The sequence below is a fragment of the Azospirillum brasilense genome, assembly GCF_001315015.1.
In the GTDB taxonomy this organism is placed as follows: domain Bacteria; phylum Pseudomonadota; class Alphaproteobacteria; order Azospirillales; family Azospirillaceae; genus Azospirillum; species Azospirillum brasilense.
In genome coordinates this window covers 2380928-2401144 of sequence record NZ_CP012914.1, presented here as the reverse complement: position 1 = coordinate 2401144, position 20217 = coordinate 2380928, and the positions used below count along the sequence as shown (strand labels likewise).

At 65.2% G+C, this 20217-nt stretch carries 16 protein-coding genes and 1 pseudogene; 6 read left to right on the top strand and 11 right to left on the bottom strand.

Translation table 11 applies throughout. The features are described from left to right. The first annotated feature begins 114 nt into the window (after positions 1–114). The 4 genes from AMK58_RS11105 (at position 115) to AMK58_RS11090 (ending at position 5333) form a co-directional block, all read left to right on the top strand. On the top strand, positions 115–1362 hold the full coding sequence (locus tag AMK58_RS11105; RefSeq protein WP_236778112.1) for a metal-dependent hydrolase family protein: 1248 nt from the start codon (positions 115–117) through the stop codon (positions 1360–1362). A 126-nt stretch (positions 1363–1488) separates the two neighbouring features. Next, the gene (locus AMK58_RS11100) at positions 1489–2376 is read left to right on the top strand and encodes an HpcH/HpaI aldolase/citrate lyase family protein (protein ID WP_051140120.1); all 888 of its coding nucleotides are present in this window, start codon (positions 1489–1491) and stop codon (positions 2374–2376) included. Between the two features lie 70 nt (positions 2377–2446). Next, complete coding sequence (locus AMK58_RS11095; protein WP_079285072.1) at positions 2447–4204, top strand: arylsulfatase; 1758 nt, start codon at positions 2447–2449, stop codon at positions 4202–4204. A gap of 79 nt (positions 4205–4283) precedes the next feature. Beyond that, complete coding sequence (locus tag AMK58_RS11090) at positions 4284–5333, top strand: formylglycine-generating enzyme family protein (protein WP_079285073.1); 1050 nt, start codon at positions 4284–4286, stop codon at positions 5331–5333. A 191-nt stretch (positions 5334–5524) separates the two neighbouring features. Here AMK58_RS11090 and AMK58_RS11085 read toward each other — a convergent pair whose 3' ends face one another. The 3 genes from AMK58_RS11085 to AMK58_RS11075 are packed head-to-tail and all read right to left on the bottom strand — an operon-like array spanning position 5525 to position 8208. Further along, on the bottom strand, positions 5525–6562 hold the full coding sequence (locus AMK58_RS11085; protein WP_035671822.1) for an ABC transporter substrate-binding protein: 1038 nt from the start codon (positions 6560–6562) through the stop codon (positions 5525–5527). Between the two features lie 26 nt (positions 6563–6588). Further along, positions 6589–7362: an ABC transporter permease gene (locus AMK58_RS11080; RefSeq protein ID WP_035671819.1), complete on the bottom strand. Its 774-nt coding sequence runs from the start codon at positions 7360–7362 to the stop codon at positions 6589–6591. 3 nt (positions 7363–7365) lie between these two features. Next, on the bottom strand, positions 7366–8208 hold the full coding sequence (locus tag AMK58_RS11075; RefSeq protein WP_059398894.1) for an ABC transporter ATP-binding protein: 843 nt from the start codon (positions 8206–8208) through the stop codon (positions 7366–7368). Positions 8209–8441: 233 nt separating this feature from the next. Between AMK58_RS11075 and AMK58_RS11070 the strand changes: the two genes are divergently transcribed. Beyond that, positions 8442–9146, top strand: a complete 705-nt coding sequence (locus AMK58_RS11070; protein ID WP_035671816.1) for a GntR family transcriptional regulator — start codon at positions 8442–8444, stop codon at positions 9144–9146. Between the two features lie 31 nt (positions 9147–9177). On the opposite strand, the gene AMK58_RS11065 is transcribed toward AMK58_RS11070, so the two are convergent. Further along, positions 9178–9576, bottom strand: a complete 399-nt coding sequence (locus AMK58_RS11065; protein ID WP_014198525.1) for a nuclear transport factor 2-like protein — start codon at positions 9574–9576, stop codon at positions 9178–9180. A gap of 79 nt (positions 9577–9655) precedes the next feature. Between AMK58_RS11065 and AMK58_RS11060 the strand changes: the two genes are divergently transcribed. Further along, positions 9656–10903 (top strand): amidohydrolase family protein, encoded by a 1248-nt coding sequence (locus AMK58_RS11060; RefSeq protein WP_035671812.1) that lies wholly within the window; start codon positions 9656–9658, stop codon positions 10901–10903. A gap of 298 nt (positions 10904–11201) precedes the next feature. Here AMK58_RS11060 and AMK58_RS11055 read toward each other — a convergent pair whose 3' ends face one another. The 7 genes and pseudogenes from AMK58_RS11055 to mutL form a co-directional block, all read right to left on the bottom strand. Next, entirely contained in the window at positions 11202–11720 is a 519-nt protein-coding gene (locus AMK58_RS11055) for a hypothetical protein (RefSeq protein WP_035671809.1), read from the bottom strand. Positions 11721–11764: 44 nt separating this feature from the next. After that, entirely contained in the window at positions 11765–13624 is a 1860-nt protein-coding gene (locus tag AMK58_RS11050) for a DUF294 nucleotidyltransferase-like domain-containing protein (RefSeq protein ID WP_035671807.1), read from the bottom strand. A gap of 99 nt (positions 13625–13723) precedes the next feature. Continuing rightward, the gene (locus AMK58_RS11045; protein WP_035671874.1) at positions 13724–15487 is read right to left on the bottom strand and encodes a sodium:solute symporter family protein; all 1764 of its coding nucleotides are present in this window, start codon (positions 15485–15487) and stop codon (positions 13724–13726) included. Positions 15488–15505: 18 nt separating this feature from the next. Next, positions 15506–15787 (bottom strand): DUF4212 domain-containing protein, encoded by a 282-nt coding sequence (locus tag AMK58_RS11040; RefSeq protein ID WP_051140119.1) that lies wholly within the window; start codon positions 15785–15787, stop codon positions 15506–15508. 844 nt (positions 15788–16631) lie between these two features. Beyond that, positions 16632–17051, bottom strand: coding sequence for a hypothetical protein (locus AMK58_RS11035; protein WP_137165116.1), 420 nt, complete (start codon positions 17049–17051; stop codon positions 16632–16634). Positions 17052–17387: 336 nt separating this feature from the next. Next, a pseudogene (locus AMK58_RS11030) lies at positions 17388–18080 on the bottom strand (IS6 family transposase). 168 nt (positions 18081–18248) lie between these two features. Further along, positions 18249–20144: a DNA mismatch repair endonuclease MutL gene (mutL, locus tag AMK58_RS11025; RefSeq protein WP_059398893.1), complete on the bottom strand. Its 1896-nt coding sequence runs from the start codon at positions 20142–20144 to the stop codon at positions 18249–18251. Between the last annotated feature and the right edge of the window lie 73 nt (positions 20145–20217).

Genomic DNA, 20217 nt, shown 5'->3' with positions numbered 1-20217 from the left:
GGCGGAGCCACGGTCCCGGCAAAGCCCATCCAAAGCACGAACGAGACAATAAGCCGGCAAACCGGCATTCCCGATCGACCGGAGGAAACGATGCAAACGACTCTCTTTACCGACGTGCGCGTCCTCGACAGCACCGGCGAGCAGCCTTTCGCCGGCGAAGTGCTGGTCCAAGGCAACCGCATCGCCGAGATTTCCAGGCAGGAAGGGACGATCTCCCGCGACGCCCACCGCCATGTGAGCGGTGGCGGCGCCACGCTGATGCCGGGCCTCATCGACTCGCACCTGCACCTGTCGTGGAACAACCAGCCCACGCTCGCGGCCATTCAGCAGATGCCGCCGGAAGAGCATGTCCTCTTCGCCGCCGACATGGCCAAGCTGGTGCTGGATGCGGGATTCACGGCCGGCTTCGGCGCCGCCGCCGCCAAGCCGCGCCTGGACGTGGTGATCCGCAACGCGATCAACGCGGGCCAGATCCCCGGGCCGCGGTACCGCGCGGCGGGCCAGGAGATTGCCACGCCCGGCGGGCTTGGCGACACCTCGCCGCCGCACATCGAGCATGAGGGCCTGAATTTCGGCATGATCGTCTCCGGGCCGGAGGAGGTCCGCCGCGCCGTCCGCAAGTTCATCAAATACGGCGTCGACAACATCAAGCTGAACCTGTCGGGTGAGGAGATCACCGGGGTTGGGGCCGAGGTGACCCCGATGGCGCGCGAAGAGATCGCCGTGGCGGTGAGCGAAGCCAAGATGCATGGGAAGACCCTGTGCGCGCACGCCCGCTCCTCCAAATCGGTCAAGCTGTGCGTCGAATTCGGCATCGAAGGCATCTTTCACGCCTCCTACGCGGACGAGGAAGCCCTCGACATGCTGGAAGCGGTGAAGGACCGGCACTTCGTGGCGCCCGGTCTGGCGTGGCTGCTCACCACGGCCCGGGAAGCGGGCGCGTATGGCATCGCCCCCGGGTCGCCGCTGTCGCAGCAGTACGAACGCGAGCTGGAAATCGCGGTCGACAGCATGAGGAAGATGCACAAGCGCGGCATCCGTGTGCTTCCCGGCGGCGACTACGGGTTCGCGTGGCAGCCGCACGGCACGAACGCCCGTGACCTTGAGATCTTCGTGAATCTGCTCGGCTTCACGCCGATGGAGGCGCTGGTCTCCGCGACCCGGTCCGCCGGCCAGATCATGGGTATGGGCGACGAGCTGGGCATGATCCGGGAGGGCTGTCTGGCCGACCTGCTGCTGGTCGACGGCGATCCTCTCGCGGATGTCGCCATCCTGCAGGACCGGAAGCGCCTCCTCGCGATCATGAAGGACGGCGTCTTCCACAAGGCGCCGGAAGCCCTCGCCCCACGCGAGCGCGTCTGAAACCAAACCCGATCCGGCCGTTCCCAGCGCATCGCTCCCGGCGGAGGCTTCGCCTTTTTTCCAGGAGCATGGACGCTCGCAACGGCCGGGTCGCCGCACAGGCCAAGGAAAGGAGGGGGACGCGCGATGGACGATCTCGGCTGGCGCAGCGTGCTGTTTGTTCCGGCATCGCGGCCCGACCGCTTCGACAAGGCGCTCGCCGCCGGCGCCGATGCCGTCTGCGTGGATCTGGAGGACGCCGTGGCGCCGGCTCACAAGCAGGATGCCCGTGCCGCGGCCATGCGCTTCCTGGCGGGTGGCGGCAACGGTGGCAGTGGCGGTCCCGACCGCGTGATACGCATCAACACGCCGCGCAGCGTGGCGGGGATGCGCGATGCGCTCGCCCTCATCGACGCACGCCCGACGGGGGGCACCGTGGTCATCCCCAAGATCGACTCGCCGGAGGAGGTCTGCTGGGTCGATCAGTTGCTGACCGAAGCGGGACTCGATCTTCGCTTGGTGGCTCAGATCGAGACGTTGCGTGGGGTCGATCAGGCCGCCGCCATCACGGCCGCGTCCCGACGGGTGAGCGCCGTCATGTTCGGAGGCTTGGATCTGGCGGCTGAACTCGGCGTCCCGGCGTCCTGGGATGGGCTTCTGCACGGTCGATCGCGGGTCGTTCATGCCGCCGCGCGGGCCGGCATTCCGGCCATCGACATGCCATTCGTCGAGGTCCGCGACGCCGACGGGTGCCGCGCCGAGGCGCTACGCGCCTTGTCTCTGGGCTTCACGGCGAAGATGGCCATCCATCCGGGCCAAGTTCCGACCATCAACGAAGCCTACACACCGACACCGGACGAGGTCGCCGACGCCGAGCGGATCGTCGCGGCCTGGAAGGACGCTCCGGACGGCGTCATTCAGCTCGACGGGAAAATGGTCGAGCGCCCGATTGTGCTCGCCATGCGACGCACGCTGGCCCGCGCGCGGGCTCCCGAACGCGCATCCACACCGACGCGGCATGGCGATGTCGCCTGACGGCCTTGCGGCTGGCGTGGGCCGGCCGGCGAGGGCGGACTTTGAAATCAGAAAGAGGGGGGAAGAGGCAATGCGCAGATCCGCATCATTCCGGACGAGGCTGGCGCTGGGAGCCATCGTGGCGGTGACCGCCAGCGCCGTTCTGGCCTGCCCATCCATGGCGGCGGACGTCCGGACGGGTGCCGGCCCGTCGGGGGGCGACAAGCGTCCCAACATCCTGCTGATCCTTGCCGACGATCTGGGCTATTCGGACATCGGTGCGTTCGGCGGCGAGATCCAGACGCCCAATCTCGACGCCCTGGCGCGCTCCGGTCTCCAACTGACCAACTTCCATGTGTCACCGGCCTGCTCGCCGACGCGGGCCATGCTGATGGCCGGCACCGACAATCATGTGGCCGGGCTGGGGACGATGGCGGAACTGCCGACGCCCGAGCAGAAAGGAAAGGCCGGCTACGAGGGCACCCTCGGCACCAACGTCGTGCCGTTCCCGGAACTGCTGCGCGACGCGGGCTACCACACCTACATGGCCGGGAAGTGGCACCTGGGCATGACGGAAGAGCTCAGCCCTCCGGCGCGCGGCTTCGATCGGTCCTACGCCATGCTCCAGGGCGGGGCGGGTTTCTTCGACCAGACCGGCAACGCGCCGCCGCCCGACGGCAAGGGCACGACCAAGGCGCGCTACCGCGAGAACGGCAAGCCGGTCGAGCTGCCGAAGATCGACTACACCACGAATTTCTACACGGACAAGGTCATCGAATACATCGGCAGCAACAAGGCCGATGGGAAGCCCTTCTTTGCCTATGCGGCCTACACGGCGCCGCACTTTCCCCTGCAGGCGCCCGACCACCTCATCGAGAAGTACAAGGACACCTACAAGGCGGGATACGAGGTCATCCGGAACGAGCGCTTCAAGCGCATGCAGGCTGCGGGGCTGATCCCGGCCACCATGACGCCGTCCGAGCCGCCCGCGCTCTGGCCGAAATGGGAGCAGCTTTCCCAGCAGCAGAAGGATGTCGAAGCGCGCCGTATGGCGGTTTACGCGGCCATGGTCGATGCCCTGGACCAGAACGTCGGCAGGCTGGTGTCCTACCTGAAGGAGATCGGCGAGTTCGACAACACCATCATCGTCTTCCTGTCCGACAATGGCGCCGAGGGGAACGACATTCTGGACCTTGTCCCCGCCGCGTGGGTCGAGAAAACCTTCGACAACAGCCTGGACAACATAGGGCGTCCGGGCTCCTACGTCGGCTATGGGCCGGGCTGGGGCCATGTGAGCGCCGCCCCCTTCCGCCTGTTCAAGGCGTTCCCGACCGAGGGCGGCGTCCGTTCACCGACCATCATTTCGTACCCCAAGCTGGCGCATCGCGGAAAGATCGACGACCAGATCGCCTCGGTGATGGATCTGGCGCCGACCTTTCTTGAGGCCGCCGGGGTCAAGCACCCTGGAAACAGCCACAAGGGGCGCGCCGTTCATCCCATGCAGGGAACCTCTCTCTGGTCCTATCTGAACGGCCGATCCGATCGCGCCCACCCGAAGGATCATGTGTTTGGGATGGAGTTGTTCGGACGGGCCTCCATCAGGAAGGGCGACTGGAAGCTGGTTTGGGTAAACCAGCCCTGGGGAACCGGCGGGTGGGAGCTCTTCAATCTTGCCGATGATCCCGGCGAGACCCGCAACCTCGTCGATGCCCGACCGGAAAAGGCCAAGGAGATGATGACCTCCTGGGATGAGTACCGGGAGAAGAACGGTGTGATCTTCGATGAGAAGATCGCCGGCCAGCTTCAGTACAGCAATGGCACGCGCTACTACCAGGAGCTTGAATGGTAAGCGATGCGACGCCGGCGGCCGGTCATGGAACGGCCGCCGGCCATGACCGGGATGCGGCCGATCGCAAGGAAAGACAGACATGGCCAACAAAAGCGCAGTCTTCATCACGGCACTTATGACGGCCGGGATTGGTGCTGCCGCGGGACTGGCGATGTTCGCCTGGCCTGCTCCGGCCCCAGCCATGCCGAACGTCGCGCAGGACACGCTGTGCGACGGTTCCGCCGCGACCCCCGGCACGAAGGAGGCGCCTCCCGGCATGGTGTGGATTCCGGGGGGCGATACCCGGATTGGTTCCGACCAGCATTACCGCGAGGAAGGACCGGTGACGCGGGTGAGCGTCGATGGCTTCTGGATGGACCGGACCGAAGTCACGAACGCCCAGTTCCGCCGGTTTGTCGAAGCGACGGGGTATGTCACCGAGGCGGAACGCGTCGTGGACGGAACCGGCGCCGGTGCGCGGCAGCCGTCCGGCTCCGTGGTCTTCGTCGATCCGACCTCCCCGGCCGGGAGGAGCGACACGTGGTGGCGACTGGTTCCCGAAGCGAACTGGCGCCATCCGGAGGGCCCTGGCAGCGACATTGGGGGCCGCGAGAACCATCCCGTGGTGCATGTCACGTACAACGATGCCATCGCATATGCGCGGTGGCTTGGTCGGGAACTCCCCACCGAGGCGCAGTGGGAACACGCGGCCCGGGGCGGGCTGGATGGGGCGCCATACGCCTGGGGCGGCGAGTTCACGCCCCAGGGCGTGGCGATGGCCAACACGTGGCAGGGGTTTTTCCCGATCCAGAACACGCGGGGCGACGGCTATCTGGCGACCGCCCCCGTGGGCTGCTTCACGGCGAACGGTTACGGGCTGCGGGACATGATCGGCAATGTCTGGGAATGGACGTCGGATTGGTATCAGCCGCGGCATGACGGTCTGGGCGGTGTCAACCCGACCGGTCCCCGGCAAGAGGACAGTTACGATCCCCGACAGCCAGGGGTCCCCAGCCGGGTGATCAAAGGAGGCTCCTTCCTCTGCGCGCAGAACTTCTGCCAGCGGTACCGGCCGGCGTCACGCCATGCGCAGGAGGTCGGCCTCGGAGCGAGCCATCTGGGGTTCCGGACGGTGCTGGCTGTCCGATAGCGGCGGTCCATGGAGAAAACCGCGCTGAATTCTCAGGGAAGCCCTTCGTGGACACCAACAACGTGGTGAAGCCGCCGCTGCCGTTTGGTGGGGCTTGGCCATGAAGGCGAAATGATCACGGAGTTTGACAGGACGGCCGCCCTGCCGAAACGAAGCCCGGCCGCCTGTTCCGGCCGGGCTTTTTCCTGCTGTCAGTTGGTCTTGTAGGCGAGCTTGCGGTCGGCCGGCGGGGGCAGGAACTGGCGGGTGAAGATCTGCTCCGGCTTGGGCGTGGCGGTCAGCTGATAACCTTCGACCATGATGCCGATCGAGCGCGCGAGGCGGGCGTCGTCCACATCGCCAAGGCCGAGCCTGTCGACTTCGGGCGAAAGGATGAGCTGCTCGTAGGAGAACTTCATGCGGGCGCGTTCAAGCTCTTCCTTGGCCAGATTGTCGTAGGCGAGGACCGCCTTCACCCCGGCCTCGGCATCCAGGCCGATCTCGACGGCCGCCTTGTTCACCGCGCGGACGAGGCCGGCGACGGCGTCCGGATTCTCCTTGATCAGCTTCTGCGAGACCATCATGCCGTTGGAATAGAGGTCGAGGCCGAACTCGCCGAACAGCAGCCAATTATAGTCCTTGGCGGGGTCCTGGCGGTTGTTGATCAGGTTGAACCAGCTGGTGATGTTGAAGACCAGGGCGCCGTCGATATCACCCTTGATCAGCATCGGCTCCTGCAGGTTCGGCCCCATGTTCTCGATGGCGACCTTGCTCATGTCGACTTTGTTGAGCGTGCCGAGCACGGTGACAAGGCGGGTGGTCGGGGTGCCCTGGGCGCCGCCCAGCTTCTTGCCGACGAGATCGGCGGGCTTGGTGATGTTGGTCGTCTTCTTCGAGACGATGGCGAAGGGAGGCTTGTTCCAGAGCTGATAGACCATGATCGGCACCTCGCCGGGGCGGGTCGCTGCGTTCTGGATGATCGCGTTGACGTCGCCGAAGCCGGCGTCATAGGCGCCCGACATGATGCGGGTCACGGTGGCCGCCGACCCTTCGCCCTGGTCGATGGTGACATTCAGCCCTTCGGCCTTGAAGTAGCCCTTCTGCTGCGCCAGCAGGAAGGGAGCGTCGGAGCCCTGGGTCTTCCAGCCGAGCGTGAACTTGATGTTGGTTTCGGCCAACGCCGGCCCGCTCAGGCCCGGCCCACTCAGGCAAAGACCGAGCGCGAGCGTCGAGAGAAGCTTTTTCAACATGGTAGGCTCCGTTTCGGGATGAAGGTTCAGGCGGAAGCAAAGCCCTGGCGACGGGTGGCCCAGCCGGTGACGCGCGCCTCGACCAGCGAGAAGGCGACGTAGAGCAGGATGCCGAGGGCGGCGAGCAGGAAGAGGCCGGCGAAGACCAGCGGCACGTCGAAGTTCGAGGAGGCCGTCATCATCACGTTGCCGATGCCCTTGTTGGAGGCGACGGTTTCGGACAGCACGCTGCCGACGAAGGCGAAGGTGACGGCGATCTTCAGCGAGGCGAAGAAGAAGGGCATGGTGCGGGGCAGCCCGACGTTCCAAAGGATGTCGAGCTTGCTGGCGCCGAGCGACTTCAGGACGTCCTCCAGCTCCGGCTCGGTGGTGGCGAGGCCGGTCGCGATGTTGACGACGATCGGGAAGAAGCACATCGCGAGCGCGGTGAGGATGGCCGGCGTGGCACCCGATCCGAACCACAGCACGAAGATCGGCACCACCGCGACCTTGGGAATCGAGGAGAAGCCGATCAGCAGGGGATAGACCGTGTCGTAGGCGGTGCGGGAAACGCCGATGGCCGCGCCGATGACCACCCCGACGGTGACGCCCAGGACGAAGCCGATCATCGTGGTCCAGAGGGTTTGCAGCACATGGGGCCACAGGATGCCGAGGCGATCGACCAGCGTCGCGAAGACCTGGGTCGGGCGGGGGAGGACCAGATCGGAGACCTGAAGGGCGAGACAGAGGAATTCCCAAGCCGCGAAGAAGCCGAGGATGAGGATGGCGGCCCACAGGCGGCGGCGCAGTTCGTAGCTCATGGCTCAGGCTCCGCGGATGGCGGTGTCGGTGCGCGCGTCGATGATGAGGTCGCGCAGGCGCTGATTGAGGGCGACGAAATCGGCGTCGAAGGTCATCTGGATCGTGCGCGGGCGGGGAAAGTCGACGGCGCTGTCGTTGATGATGCGGCCGGGGCGGGCGCTCATCACGCAGACGCGCGAGGCGAGGAATCCCGCCTCCTTCAGGTCGTGGGTGATGAGCAGGACGGTCGGTTTGCGCTTCAGCCACAGGGATTGCATCGTCCCCCACAGCTCCTCGCGGGTGAACTGGTCGAGCGCGCCGAACGGCTCGTCGAGCAGCAGCAGGCTCGGCTCATGGATGAGGGCGCGGCAGAGGTTCGCGCGCTGCAGCATCCCGCCCGACAGCTGCCAGGGATAATGGCCGGCGAATTTATCGAGCCCGACATCGGCCAGCAGGGCATGCACCCGGTCACGATACTCCGTCTTGCGCTTGGCGCGGTAGTCGGAGCGGAAGGGCCGCACGATCTTCAACGGCAGCATGACGTTCCGCTCGATGGTGAGCCAGGGCAGCATGGTCGGATTCTGGAAGGCCATGCCGATGCGCAGGGCCTTGGCCGCCACCTCGCGCCCGCCGACGAGAACGGCCCCCCGGGTCGGCTGCAGCAAGCCCGCCGTCAGCCGCAGGATCGTCGACTTCCCGCAGCCCGACGGGCCGACCAGAGCGACGAATTCGCCATCGGCAATCCGAAGATTCGTTTCCTGCAGGGCTGCGACCGCCTTGCCCGGCGTGCCGAACGAGACGGCGGCCTGGGACAGCTCGACGGCGATGGAAGAGCGGCCATGCTGGATGGCTTGGGATGGGAACATGCGGCGCACCTCGTGACGGACTGATGAACTGTATGCAACAGGTGCGCCAACGTCCGGAGCGGGCCGCGCTTCATGCCAAGAGCGACGGGCTTTTGGCCGCAGAAGTGTGTACAATCACTGTATGCGCTTGATTTGTGCAGGCGGGCGAGGCTGTTGCATTCAAATGCGGCATTGGGCGACGTTGAATTCGCGCCTGACCTCCCTTATGCAGAGCGGGGCAGGAGTGAGCGGTGATGGCCGAGGAAAAGCGTTCGAGGAAAACCGGGGGCGACCGTGTCGCGGTGATCTGCACGGCCTTGCGGCGCGCGATCATCGAACGGGCGCTCTCACCGGGGGACCGGCTGCCGGAGGATTCGCTGGGCGAACGCTTCGGCGTCAGCCGGACCATCGCCCGCAGTGCGCTCGGGCAGTTGGCGGCGGAAGGCCTTGTCGATCTGCGCCGGAACCGCATCGCCGTGGTCGCCGTGCCGTCCTTCGAGGATGCACGGGACATCTTCGACATCCGGGTCGATCTTGAGCGTCAGGTCGTCCGGCATCTGGCCGGCAAACTGACCGAGGCCCAGGTGAAGCAGTTGAAGGCCATCGTCGAGGCCGAGCATCAGGCCCGGCATGGCGCCGAAGGGATTTCCATCCGCCTGGCGACGGAATTCCATGTCCGGCTGGCGGAAATGACCGGCAAGCCCGTTCTGATCCGCTATGTGACCGAGATCTGCTACCGCGCGGGATTGTCGCTGGCCGTCTTCAGCCGTCCCCACTCGTCCGAATGCGCGGTGAATGAGCATCTGGAACTGATCGAGGCGATCCGGACCGGCCCCGCCGACAAGGCCTGCGCCCTCATGGACGAGCATCTGGAGGCCGTGGCGTCCCGCGCGCTTCTGCAAAACTCAGGCACCAGGAGCCGGGACCTCATGGATATCCTGGCGCCCTACACCGAATAAGGGCGCCAGGCATTCAGGTCAGCGGGCCAGGTCAGCGCGCGCAGGAGGGGTCGAGAATCCACTCGGCGCTGTCGTTCCAGACATCGGTTTCGACGATCAGCCCGTCCCGCACCACGAAGCGGTCGACATAGCGGTTGTTGTCGAAAGGCGTGCCGTCCGGCCAGGCGCCATACAGGTAGCCAAGGCTGTAGACGATGGTTTCCGTCTCGCCCGGCACCACGTCATAGCGTTCGATCCGCTTCTTCACCCACTTGTAGCGGGCGGCGTTGAAGCCGGTCGGCCCGCTCGGCGTGTCGAACACGCGATGCCCGGTGAAGCGGCAGATGAAACCCGGGGCCACATGTTTCGCCGCGCGCACGGGATCGGGAGCCATGGAGGCATCCAGATAATCCTTCACGGCCTGCAGATCGCGTTCGGTCATCTCACTCATTGGGAACTCCGCAAGTGTGGTTGGGCTGGCATTAAAAGTGCATACTGTTTGTGCATGCAAATGTCACGCCGGATCCGAGATGACGCAGAACCACATTTTCGACCTTCTCTTGCGCAACGCCCGCCTGAGGGGAGGGCATGCCCCGCAGGACATCGCGGTCCGGGGGGGACGGATCGTCGCCATCGGCCCTGCCTTGGCCGGTGCCGCCGTCGTTGAGGCCGTCGTCGAGGAGGATGCCGGCGGGCGCCTCGTCCTGCCGGGGCTGGTCGATACGCACATCCATCTCGACAAGTCCTGCCTGCTCTGCCGGTGCCGCGACGCTGGCGGCGGACTCAAGGGGGCGATCGCCGCGGTGTCCGGCCTGAAAAAGGAGTTCACGGTCGAGGATGTCTATGAGCGCGCTGCCCGCACCCTGGAGCGTGCGATCACGCAGGGCACCATGCACATGCGGACGCATGTGGAACTCGACCCGCTGGTCGGCCTGCGCAGCTTCGAGGCCATGAAGCGGCTCAAGCGGGACTATGCCTTCGCCATCGATCTGTCGATCTGCGTCTTCCCGCAGGAGGGGATGACCCACGACCCGGCGGTCGAGCGGCTGCTGACCCAGGCCCTTGCGGAGGGGGCCGATCTCCTGGGCGGCTGTCCTTACACCGATGCCGATCCTTCCCTGCAGATGGAACGGATCTTCGCCTTGGCGGTGGCGCACGACGTCGATCTCGATTTCCATCTGGATTTCGATCTCGATCCCAGCTGGTCCCATCTCGAGGAGATCTGCCGGCGTACGGTGGCGGCGGGCTGGCGGGGGCGGGTCGCCGTCGGCCATGCCACCAAGCTCGCAGCCATCGATGATGCCGCGCTGGGGCGGATGATCGCGCTCCTGGCCGATGCCGGCGTGGGGGTGACGGCCTTGCCCGCGACGGATCTCTATCTCAACGGGCGGGATGCCAACCACCGGGCTCCGCGCGGGGTGGCGCCGGTTCATAAGCTGGCGGAAGGCGGCGTTGCCGTCTCGGTTGCGACCAACAATGTCCTGAATCCCTTCACGCCCTTTGGCGACGGCTCGCTGATCCGGATGGGCAATCTTTATGCGAACCTCATGCATCTGGGGCCTGAAAGCTTCGGCGACTGCCTCGATATGATCTCCAACGGGGCCGCCCGACTGATGCGGGTCGCGGACTATGGCATCGCGGTCGGCGGATGGGCGGACATGATCGTGCTCGACGCCGATGACGAGGCCGACGCCTTCGGGGGAATAGCTGCGCCCCTCATGGGGTTCAAACGCGGCCGGAAGAGTTTTGTTCGACCGGCCGCAACGTTGGTGAGGTGACGGGCACTCCGGCTATCAGCCGTTGGGAATGCGCGTGTGCCGAGTTTCGTTGCGTGGGTAGAAACCTCGGTGATGGCGCGGGCATCACTTCGGTCAAGACTGGATCGGCCGGCAGGATTGTGGCCGCCTTGATGGTGGTGCCGAAGCGGGCCGTCCCCGGGTCAATTCGTGTGTGGTTCAGGGGCAGTCTGTCTGTGGTCCGACAGGTCATGTCAGGCCACAGACAGACTGACCTGTGAAACAGCGCGCGGCCGGGATCCTTCAGTTTCCATTGTCGTCAACGCGTTCCCGTGCCGATTCACAATTTGCAAACCTCGCCGTACAATGCCTTGGGTTCCTCGTCGGATAGCCAGGCCTCCGGTTTCGGCAGCCCATCCTCGGCAAAGGTCGTGTCGGCGGTGACCGGCGCACGGCGACGCTTGGCGCAGTCGACGATGTGCCGGCTCTTGATCGTTTCCGCGTTCGGCTCCACCAACAGAATGGACACCATCGCCAGATCGGGGTGATCGGGATGACGCATGGTTTCCCGCCCATCCAAGACCATCAGGCCACCGACGCGGGGCCGGACGAGCGTCCAGGGCTCCAGCACGCTGCTGTAGGGAACCGTCGCGACGACGCTCAACCCTTCAGGCAGGGACGAGGTGACGCGGTCGGCCCAACTGTGGCGAAGCCATGCGGTGGCGGCCACGATGCCGATGGCCGCCACAATCGGAATCACCGCCTTGGGCAGTCGGACGCGAAGCAGCCGCGACAGGATCAGCACCACGCCGCTCAGGGCGAAGGCCGCGCAGACGACGATGATGATTTCAAAAAGCATGAACCCACCTGAAACAATCAATGGTCTGTAAGGAAAACCAGCCGCTAGAAACGTCCCAGTTGATAGGTCGATGCTATCGCGGCCTGCATTGTCTTGACCACGAAGAAAGCACTTTTCAAATGGCCTTTTTCGAAACCTGACAACTCTACAGGAGAGAGGAAATTGTCCGTCGGCTTGCCCTCGCGAGCCATCCGCGCTTGATGACGCAGACGCGTGATGCCAATGAACTCCAACGCACCCATCAGGTCCACGGCGGTCTTCTGGTTGAGCGCCTGTGCCGCTGCCGCGGCCTGCAACCGGTCAGCGGTGTTGACGGCCGGGCTTCCGGCGGCCAGGGCGTAGAGCCGGGCGATGTCGACGATCGGTACCACGCCGTTGTGCTTCAGGTCGAGTGTCCGGTCGTGTTCGCCGCCATGGATCAGCACGAGGTTGCGGAAGAATCCGATGGGCGGGTGCCGCGAAACCGCGTTTCCCGCCATGTAAGTCTGGAATATCCGGTTGGACTTGGTCTTTTCCAGGACAAAATCATGCAGTTCGTTCAACAATCCCGGATCGCCGTGGACGTGCCGCAGATCAAAGAAGACGCAGGACAGCATCAGCGCTTTGGGCTCCGGCTCCTCGATCCAACGGCGGAAACAGCTCTTCCAGACAGACAGCGGTTTGCGCCACTGCAGGTTCATCGCCATCATCCCGCCCGGGCAGTAAACGTAGCCGCAGGCGTTCAACCCATGGCAGACGGCGTCGGCGAGCGCCTTGAAATAGGCGCCGTGTTCCTGCTCGTGGTAGCTGTCGTGCAGGAGCAGGCAATTGTCCTGGTCGGACAGCGCCGTCTGCTCCTGGCGGGCCTGCGACCCGGCGGCCAGCCAGGCATAGGGGACCGGGGGCGGGCCGAGGCTCTCCTCAGCAAGGCGGAGCAGGCGGACGGTGACGGCGTCGGTCAGCGCCGACACAATGTGCCCGATGCTGTGCGCCGTGGCGCCGGACTCGGTCAACTGATGGACCAACCCCGGCAAGCGCTGCATCGCCTCCTGCACCCGCTGGGGCGATTCGGCGTTGTGGACGTTCCGGGCCAGGAAGACGGGCGAAGCCGTGTGACTCTCGATCACCGACGTCGCGGTCAGACAGCCTGTCACGGCGCCATCCCGCATCACCGGCACATGGTGGATGTTGTGGCGCGACATCAGCATCAGCGCATCGAGCGCATAGTCCGTCACCGATATGCGCAGCGGATCGCGGGTCATCACCCGTTCCACCGTCGCGTCGATGGACAGCCCTTCGGCGACGACGCGGTTCCGAAGATCGCGGTCGGTGAGGATGCCCACCAGCGCCCCGCCGTCGGTGATCATCACACAGGACACCCGCTCGTTGCGCATGGTCAGCGCCGCATCACGGATCGGGGTGTCCGTCGGGACCGTCACCGGACCGCGGATCAGCAGATTCCCGACGCGCTTGTTGAGCAGATCGGACCCCCGCGTCTCCGCAACCACGTTCCCGGCGTCTTGAAAACGACCGCCCTCGAACGCGGCGAAGTGATAGGCGAAGGGAAGGTGGTTGCGGCGCAGCCGGACAAACATCTCCGACGGCATCAGCAGCAGCCGCGTGTCTTCGATGGTCTCGGTGCGGTTGACGGTGATGCCGCCCCGCAGGATCGCGCGCACGCCGAAGCATTCGCCCTCGCCCAGCCGGGCGAGCAAATCGCCGTCCGGGCTGCGGGTTTCCACGGCGCCGAAACAGACGATGTACAGAGTGTTCGCCGGCTCACCCGGCGTCATGACGACGGTGCCGCGCGGGATGTCGCGGACGGTCAGGTTGCCGCTGACCTCGGCCAGGGCGTCGGGCGGCAGCAGGTCGAACGGGTGGTGCCGCCCCAGGAAGTCGTGGAAGTCGGTCGGTTCGGCGTTCACGGCATGGCTCCGCAGCACTGGCGGGATAAAAAGGGGACAGCGGCCCCCGCGCGTGTCGCGGGGGCCGCTGTCCTCACTCGGTCATCCGATCCAGCCGCGTCAGTGGCTGTGAGCGCTTCCGGCGCCAGCCGGCAACCGGATGGTCTCGATCAACTCCTGCACATCGCGCGGCGGGGCCGCCGTCATCTTGCTGACGGCGAAGGCCACCAGGAAGTTCAGAAGCATGCCCACCGAGCCGATGCCCTCCGGGGAGATGCCGAGCATCCAGTTGGCCGGAACGTCGGCGGCGAGCGGCGCGATGAAGATGCCCTTGAAGTACAGGATGTAGCCCATCGTGAAGATGAGGCCGGTCAGCATGCCGGCGATCGCGCCCTCGCGGGTGATCGTCCGCGAGAAGATGCCCATCAGGATCGCCGGGAACAGCGACGCTGCGGCCAGTCCGAAGGCAAAGGCCACCACCTGCGCCACGAAGGCCGGTGGATTCCAGCCGAGGTAGCCGGCGATCAGGATGGCGACCGCCGCGGCCAATCGGCCCGCCGTCAGTTCCTGTTTCTCCGTGATGTTCGGGGTGAGCGCCCCCTTCATCAGGTCGTGCGAGATCGAGGAGGAGATGACGAGCAGCAGCCCTGCGGCTGTGGACAGCGCCGCGGCGATGCCGCCGGCGGCCACGAGCGCGATCACCCAGTTCGGCAGGTTGGCGATCTCCGGGTTGGCGAGCACCATGATGTCGTTGTTGACGGTCAGCTCGTTGCCCTTCCAGCCCCAGGCGGACGCCTTCTCGACGAACTGCGGATTCTTGTCGTTGTAGTACTGGATGCGGCCGTCGCCGTTCTTGTCCTGGAAGGCCAGCAGGCCGGTCTTCTCCCAGCGCTTGAACCACTCGGGGCGCTGCTCGTACTCGAGGTTCGCGGTGGCGACGCCGACGTCGCCGTTCTGGATCGTGGTGGTCAGGTTGTAGCGGGCCATGGCGCCGACCGCCGGGGCGACGGTGTAGAGCAGCGCGATGAAGACCAGAGCCCAGCCGGTCGACGAGCGGGCGTCGCGCACCTTCGGCACGGTGAAGAAACGCACGATCACGTGCGGCAGGCCGGCGGTGCCCGCCATCAGCACCAGCGTGATGCAGAAGATGTCGATGGTCGTCTTGTTGCCGTCGGTGTAGGCCGCGAAGCCCAGATCGGTCACCAGGGTGTTCAATCGGTCGAGCATGTAACCGCCCGAGGTCAGCTCCGAGCCCATCGCGACCTGCGGCACCGGGTTGCCGGTGAGGTTGAAGGCGATGAAGACCGCCGGCACCGTGTAGGCGGAGATCAGAACGACGTACTGGGCCACCTGGGTGTAGGTGATGCCCTTCATGCCGCCCAGCACCGCATAGACGAACACGATGCCCATGCCGACGATCAGGCCGGTCTCGACGCTCACTTCCATGAAGCGCGAGAACACGATGCCGACGCCGCGCATCTGGCCGGCGACGTAGGTGAAGGAGATGAAGATCAAGCAGACCACCGCCACCAGTCGGGCGGCCTTGGAATAGTACCGGTCGCCGATGAACTCGGGCACCGTGAACTTGCCGTACTTGCGCAGGTACGGAGCCAGCAGCATGGCGAGCAGCACGTAGCCGCCGGTCCAGCCCATCAGGTAGACCGAGCCGCCATAACCCAGGAAGGCGATCAGGCCGGCCATGGAGATGAAGGAGGCAGCGCTCATCCAGTCGGCGGCCGTGGCCATGCCGTTGACGACCGGATGCACGCCCTTGCCGGCCACATAGAAGTCGCCCGTGCTGCGCGCCGTGGTGTAGAGGGCGATCCCGAAGTACAGCGCAAAGCTGGCGCCGACGATGAGGTAGGTAAGCGTCTTAAGGTCCATTCCCATTGCCCCCTTCGCTCAGTCTTCGTGAACGCCGTGTTGACGGTCGATGACGTTCATTCGCATCGCATAGAAGAAAATCAGGACGACGAAGACATAGATCGAGCCCTGCTGCGCGAACCAGAAGCCAAGCTTGAAGCCGCCGAGATTGATGGCGTTCATTTGATCGACAAGGAGAATGCCGAATCCATAAGAAACAACGAACCAGATCACCAAGCAGAGCATGATGAGGCGCAGCGATGCCCGCCAATAGCTGTTGCGTTGTGTCGCCCGTGCTGAATCTGCACTATTCACTGTCATGAGTACGATCCCCCTAGATTTTGGTATTTTATGACGCATGGCCGTTCGCGAGGGGCTGGGAGCAGCTTTCCACAATGGGCACTCGCGTGACCTGCTTCCTTGTCGTCATATCGCCTTTTTGCGAGGCGGTCTAGAAAAACGTAAACAACGCCAAACAAATAAGCGATTTTTTTACGACTCACAAGAATTCTATCGCAGTCAATACATCTGTTATTGCGGCAACGAAAGTCACTGTCACATGTCTATCGGCATGCAGAGCGCCTCTCATGGACACCGTTATGCCTCTATGAAGATAGATAAATTGCTCTCAACAGCCTTCTCTTCCCAGTTTAACCTTAGAATACATGAGATAATATGCTGCATTAAGCTGCATACGATTCGCTACAGTGCGAAAATTTATTAACTAAAAAATTGCGTTGACTTACTGATTTACAATAAATACATTTGCCATTGTCGCGTGGCGCTGCCAGAATACCAATGGGAGCGACGTAAGGCTTCGAACGCGCTGGCCAGGATATTTCTCGCCTATAACGGAATTATACGTGAGAAATACTATAAGAAGGCTTGTTCTGTCGGATTATGCTTCCCGTTATTGCTGGCAGGCGCGATGTGGCATTTTTCTTTCTAGTGCGCCAGACTTGATCGGCACCTTGGCTTCGGCTGAGGTGCCGATTCTTCGTGTGACGATGTTGCGCTGTGCGCCGAATTTCGACGCAGCGGGGTTGATGGTTGGTGGCGGCCCGGAGACGCGACAGGGAAAGGCGCGGAATCGTCCGTCCAAGGGGCGCGCCTGTTGCGTCAGCCTCGTTGGGCCGAGCCTTCTGCTAGGCCGCAGAGACCGCGGTTACGCGGCGAAAGAGAGAAGTGTCGGAGGGCGCCAGCAGGGCGTTGCGTCCCCATGGGGATGGCCGCCGTGCTCGAAGAACAGCACGATGGAATCGGCGAAGATCGGGCGTGGCGATGCCACGAGAGGAGCGATCTCGTCGCCGATCTGTTCGGGATCCCCGTTGCTGGTTTCCAGAACGATGATGATGTTGTCCTGCAGGGTGTCGTCAACCCTGGCGGCCGCCGAATCCTCCGCATGCGCGGATGTGACATCGTACTGCACATTCATTGGGATGGGCAGCATCTCGGCATGTGCGCTCTGCGCCGGCATCAACAACGGCACCAACGACAGAAGCAGGGCTATCGCAATGGCCCTGGCTCCGATCAGCAGGTGAGTTGCCACACACATCATACAGTAATTTGTGCGTTGGTCCTGCAAACAAATCAAGTCCTATCTGCAAGCCAAACGGGTGCGCAGAGCGGGTTTGCGTCAGGTCTCGCGGCACAGCGTGCATGACGCCGCCCCGAACTGGAGGGTTTGATTACGCGACGGCGAGCATGTCGCGCAGGGCGGCGACCCTCCGGACATGGGGCGCCTGTCGCCGGGGGGCGGAACATGCCGGTTGCACCGGGGTGCCGGGCGCAGACAGTTGCGCACCTCGTCATGGGCCCGGCAGAAAAGATGGGCGCTGTCTGGGAGCTGGAATCCGCGCATTGGTCGGCACTGTCACACGAACTGAAGCAACGCGCAGATCGCCAGGAGTCGCCGACTGGTTCACGCCGCGGCTATGGCGGTGTGCCACTCGGCCATCGTCCGCGCCCGGAAGATGCGCAGGGTGCGACGGGAGATCAGATGATGCTGAAGATTTAAGGTGTTGTAGGTTGCGGAATGCATGAGGGCGAAGCGCTGGGCGGAGCCGGTGATGTGAAGCGCTGAACTTTCCTTTCGCGTCGACGGACCGGCTGGTGCGAAACCTCGGCCCGCGTGTTCTTGCGCCGGGCTTGCTCGTGGTGGGCTCTCAGGTTCAATTCCCGGAAAGCGGCCCCGTAGGAGCGCAGCCTGTCCGTGGTGACCTGGATAGGAGGAAAGCCATGCTTCTTGAGCAGCTTGCGCATCAGCTTGCAAGCCGCGGCTTTGTCCCTTCGGCGCTGGACGAGCGCCTCTAGCACCTCGCCCTCATCGTCGACGGCGCGCCACAAGTACATCGGCCGGCCGCCAATTTTCACGATCATTTCGTCCAGATGCCAGCGTGGGCTGGGCCTCGGCCGGAGGCGCCTCAGGTTGCTGGCGATGACCGGCCCGAACTTCAACACCCACCGACGCACCGTCTCGTAGGACACGTCGATGCCGCGTTCAGCCAAGCTCCTCGACATCCCGGTAGCTCAAGGTGAACCGCAGATACAGCCGGATCGCATGCTGGATGACGGCAGGCGGGAACTGGTGGCGGGCATACGAGAGCGGAGTCATCGGATCCGCGTAACCTCACCGTCCGGCCGCCGCCAGGCTTGGCGTGACAATGCTGTTCCGCGGCCATCCAATGAGTGCTGGCGCGATGCCGACGCGGGCCGGACCTATTGTGGTTTCAGGGTCAATTCGTGTGTGGTTCAGGGTCAGTCCATCTGTGGTCCGACAAGGTCACCGTCGCCCGAACAGCCGCTCGATGTCGGACAGTTTCAACTCCACGTAGGTGGGGCGGCCGTGATTGCATTGGCCGCTGTGGGGGGTGGCCTCCATCTGGCGCAGCAGGGCGTTCATCTCCTCGACGCTGAGGGATCGCCCGGCGCGGACCGAGCCATGGCAGGCCATGGTCCCGCACACGTCCTCCAGCCGCTCCTTCAAGGACAGCGCGTCGCCCAGTTCCGCCAGCTCCTCGGCGAGGTCGCGGACGAGGCTCTTCACGTCGCTCTGGCCCAGCAGGGCCGGGACCTCGCGCACCAGAACGCAGCCGGGGCCGAAGCCCTCCACCGCCAGACCCAGCTCCGCCAGCTCGGCGGCGCGGCCCAGCAGGCGGTTGGCCGACGGCTCGTCCAGTTCCACCAACTCCGGGATCAGCAGGGCCTGCCGCTTCACGCCGCCCTCCAGAAGCGCGGTCTTCATCCGCTCGTAGACCAGCCGCTCGTGGGCGGCGTGCTGGTCGACGATGACGATCCCCTCGGTGGTCTGGGCGACGATGTAGGTGTTGTGGACCTGGGCGCGGGCCGCCCCCAACGGGTGGCTATCCAGCGGCGGAGCGGCGGCGGCCTGCGCCGAGTAGTCCGGCGGGCGCGCGGCCGGCGCGGCCTGCCAGCCGGCGAGTCGGCCCTGCAGGGGGGGAAGCGACGCCTGATGGGGCGACTGGAAGGCGGTTGCCCGATCGGCCAGCCCGCGCGGCACGACGGAACCGTAGCTGCCACCCCAGGATTGCGCCGGCTGGTGCGCCGGGTTGCGGTAGGGCAGGGGGGAGGGCGGCAGGATGTTTCCGTCCGCGTCGACACCGCTCTCCGGGCGCAGCGCACCCAGCGTCGCCAGCCCCACGGTGGTCGAGGCGCGGTGCCCGGCTTCGGCCAGCGCGTGCTTCAGTGCGCCGACGATCAGCCCGCGCACCAAGCCCTGGTCGCGGAACCGCACCTCCGCCTTGGCGGGATGGACGTTCACGTCCACCTCCTGCGGGTCGAGGTCGAGGAACAGCGCCAGCATGGGATGGCGGTCGCGCGGCAGGAAATCGGCGTAGGCCGCCCGCACCGCGCCGACCATCAGCTTGTCCCGCACCGGGCGGCCGTTGACGAACAAATTCTGGTGGCGGGCCGTGGGGCGGTGCAGGGTGGGCAGGCCGATCCAGCCGGCGAGCGTCACCCCCTCGCGCGCCGCCTGCACCGGCACGGCGTTGTCCTGGAAGTCGCGTCCCATCAGGGCGCCCAGCCGGGTCAGCCGGGCGTCGAGCAGGTCGCCCTGCGCGGCCGACAGGCGCAGCGGGGAGCGGTTGTCGCCGTCCAGTGTGAAGGCCACGCCGGGGTGGGCCATGGCCAGCCGTTCGATGCTGTCGCCGATGTGGTCGAACTCGGTCCGCGCGGCCTTCAGGAACTTCAGGCGGGCGGGCACGGCGGCGAACAGGTCGCGCACCTCGACGCGGGTGCCCTGGGCGAGCGCGGCGGGCTGCGGCGCGCCCTTCAGCCCGGCGTCCACGGTCAGCGCCCAGGCGCTGTCGGCGCCGCGCGGGCGGCTCGTCAGGGTCAGGCGGCTGACCGCCCCGATGGAGGGCAGCGCCTCCCCGCGGAAACCCAGCGAGCGGATGTCCAGAAGGTCGTCGGACGGCAGCTTGGAGGTGGCATGGCGCTCCACGGCGAGCGCCAGTTCGTCCGGCCCCATGCCGCAGCCGTCGTCGGTGATGGTGATGAGCGATTTGCCGCCGTCGCGCACCACCACGTCGATGCGGGTGGCCCCGGCATCGATGGCGTTCTCCACCAGTTCCTTGACGGCGGCGGCGGGCCGCTCGATCACCTCGCCGGCGGCGATTCGGTTGACGAGCGTGTCGGGCAGCATACGGATCGGCATGCGCCAAATATAGTAGGCTCACGCCGGGAATGCCACCACGAGCGGGGCATGCGCGGCGAACGGATGCGGTGGG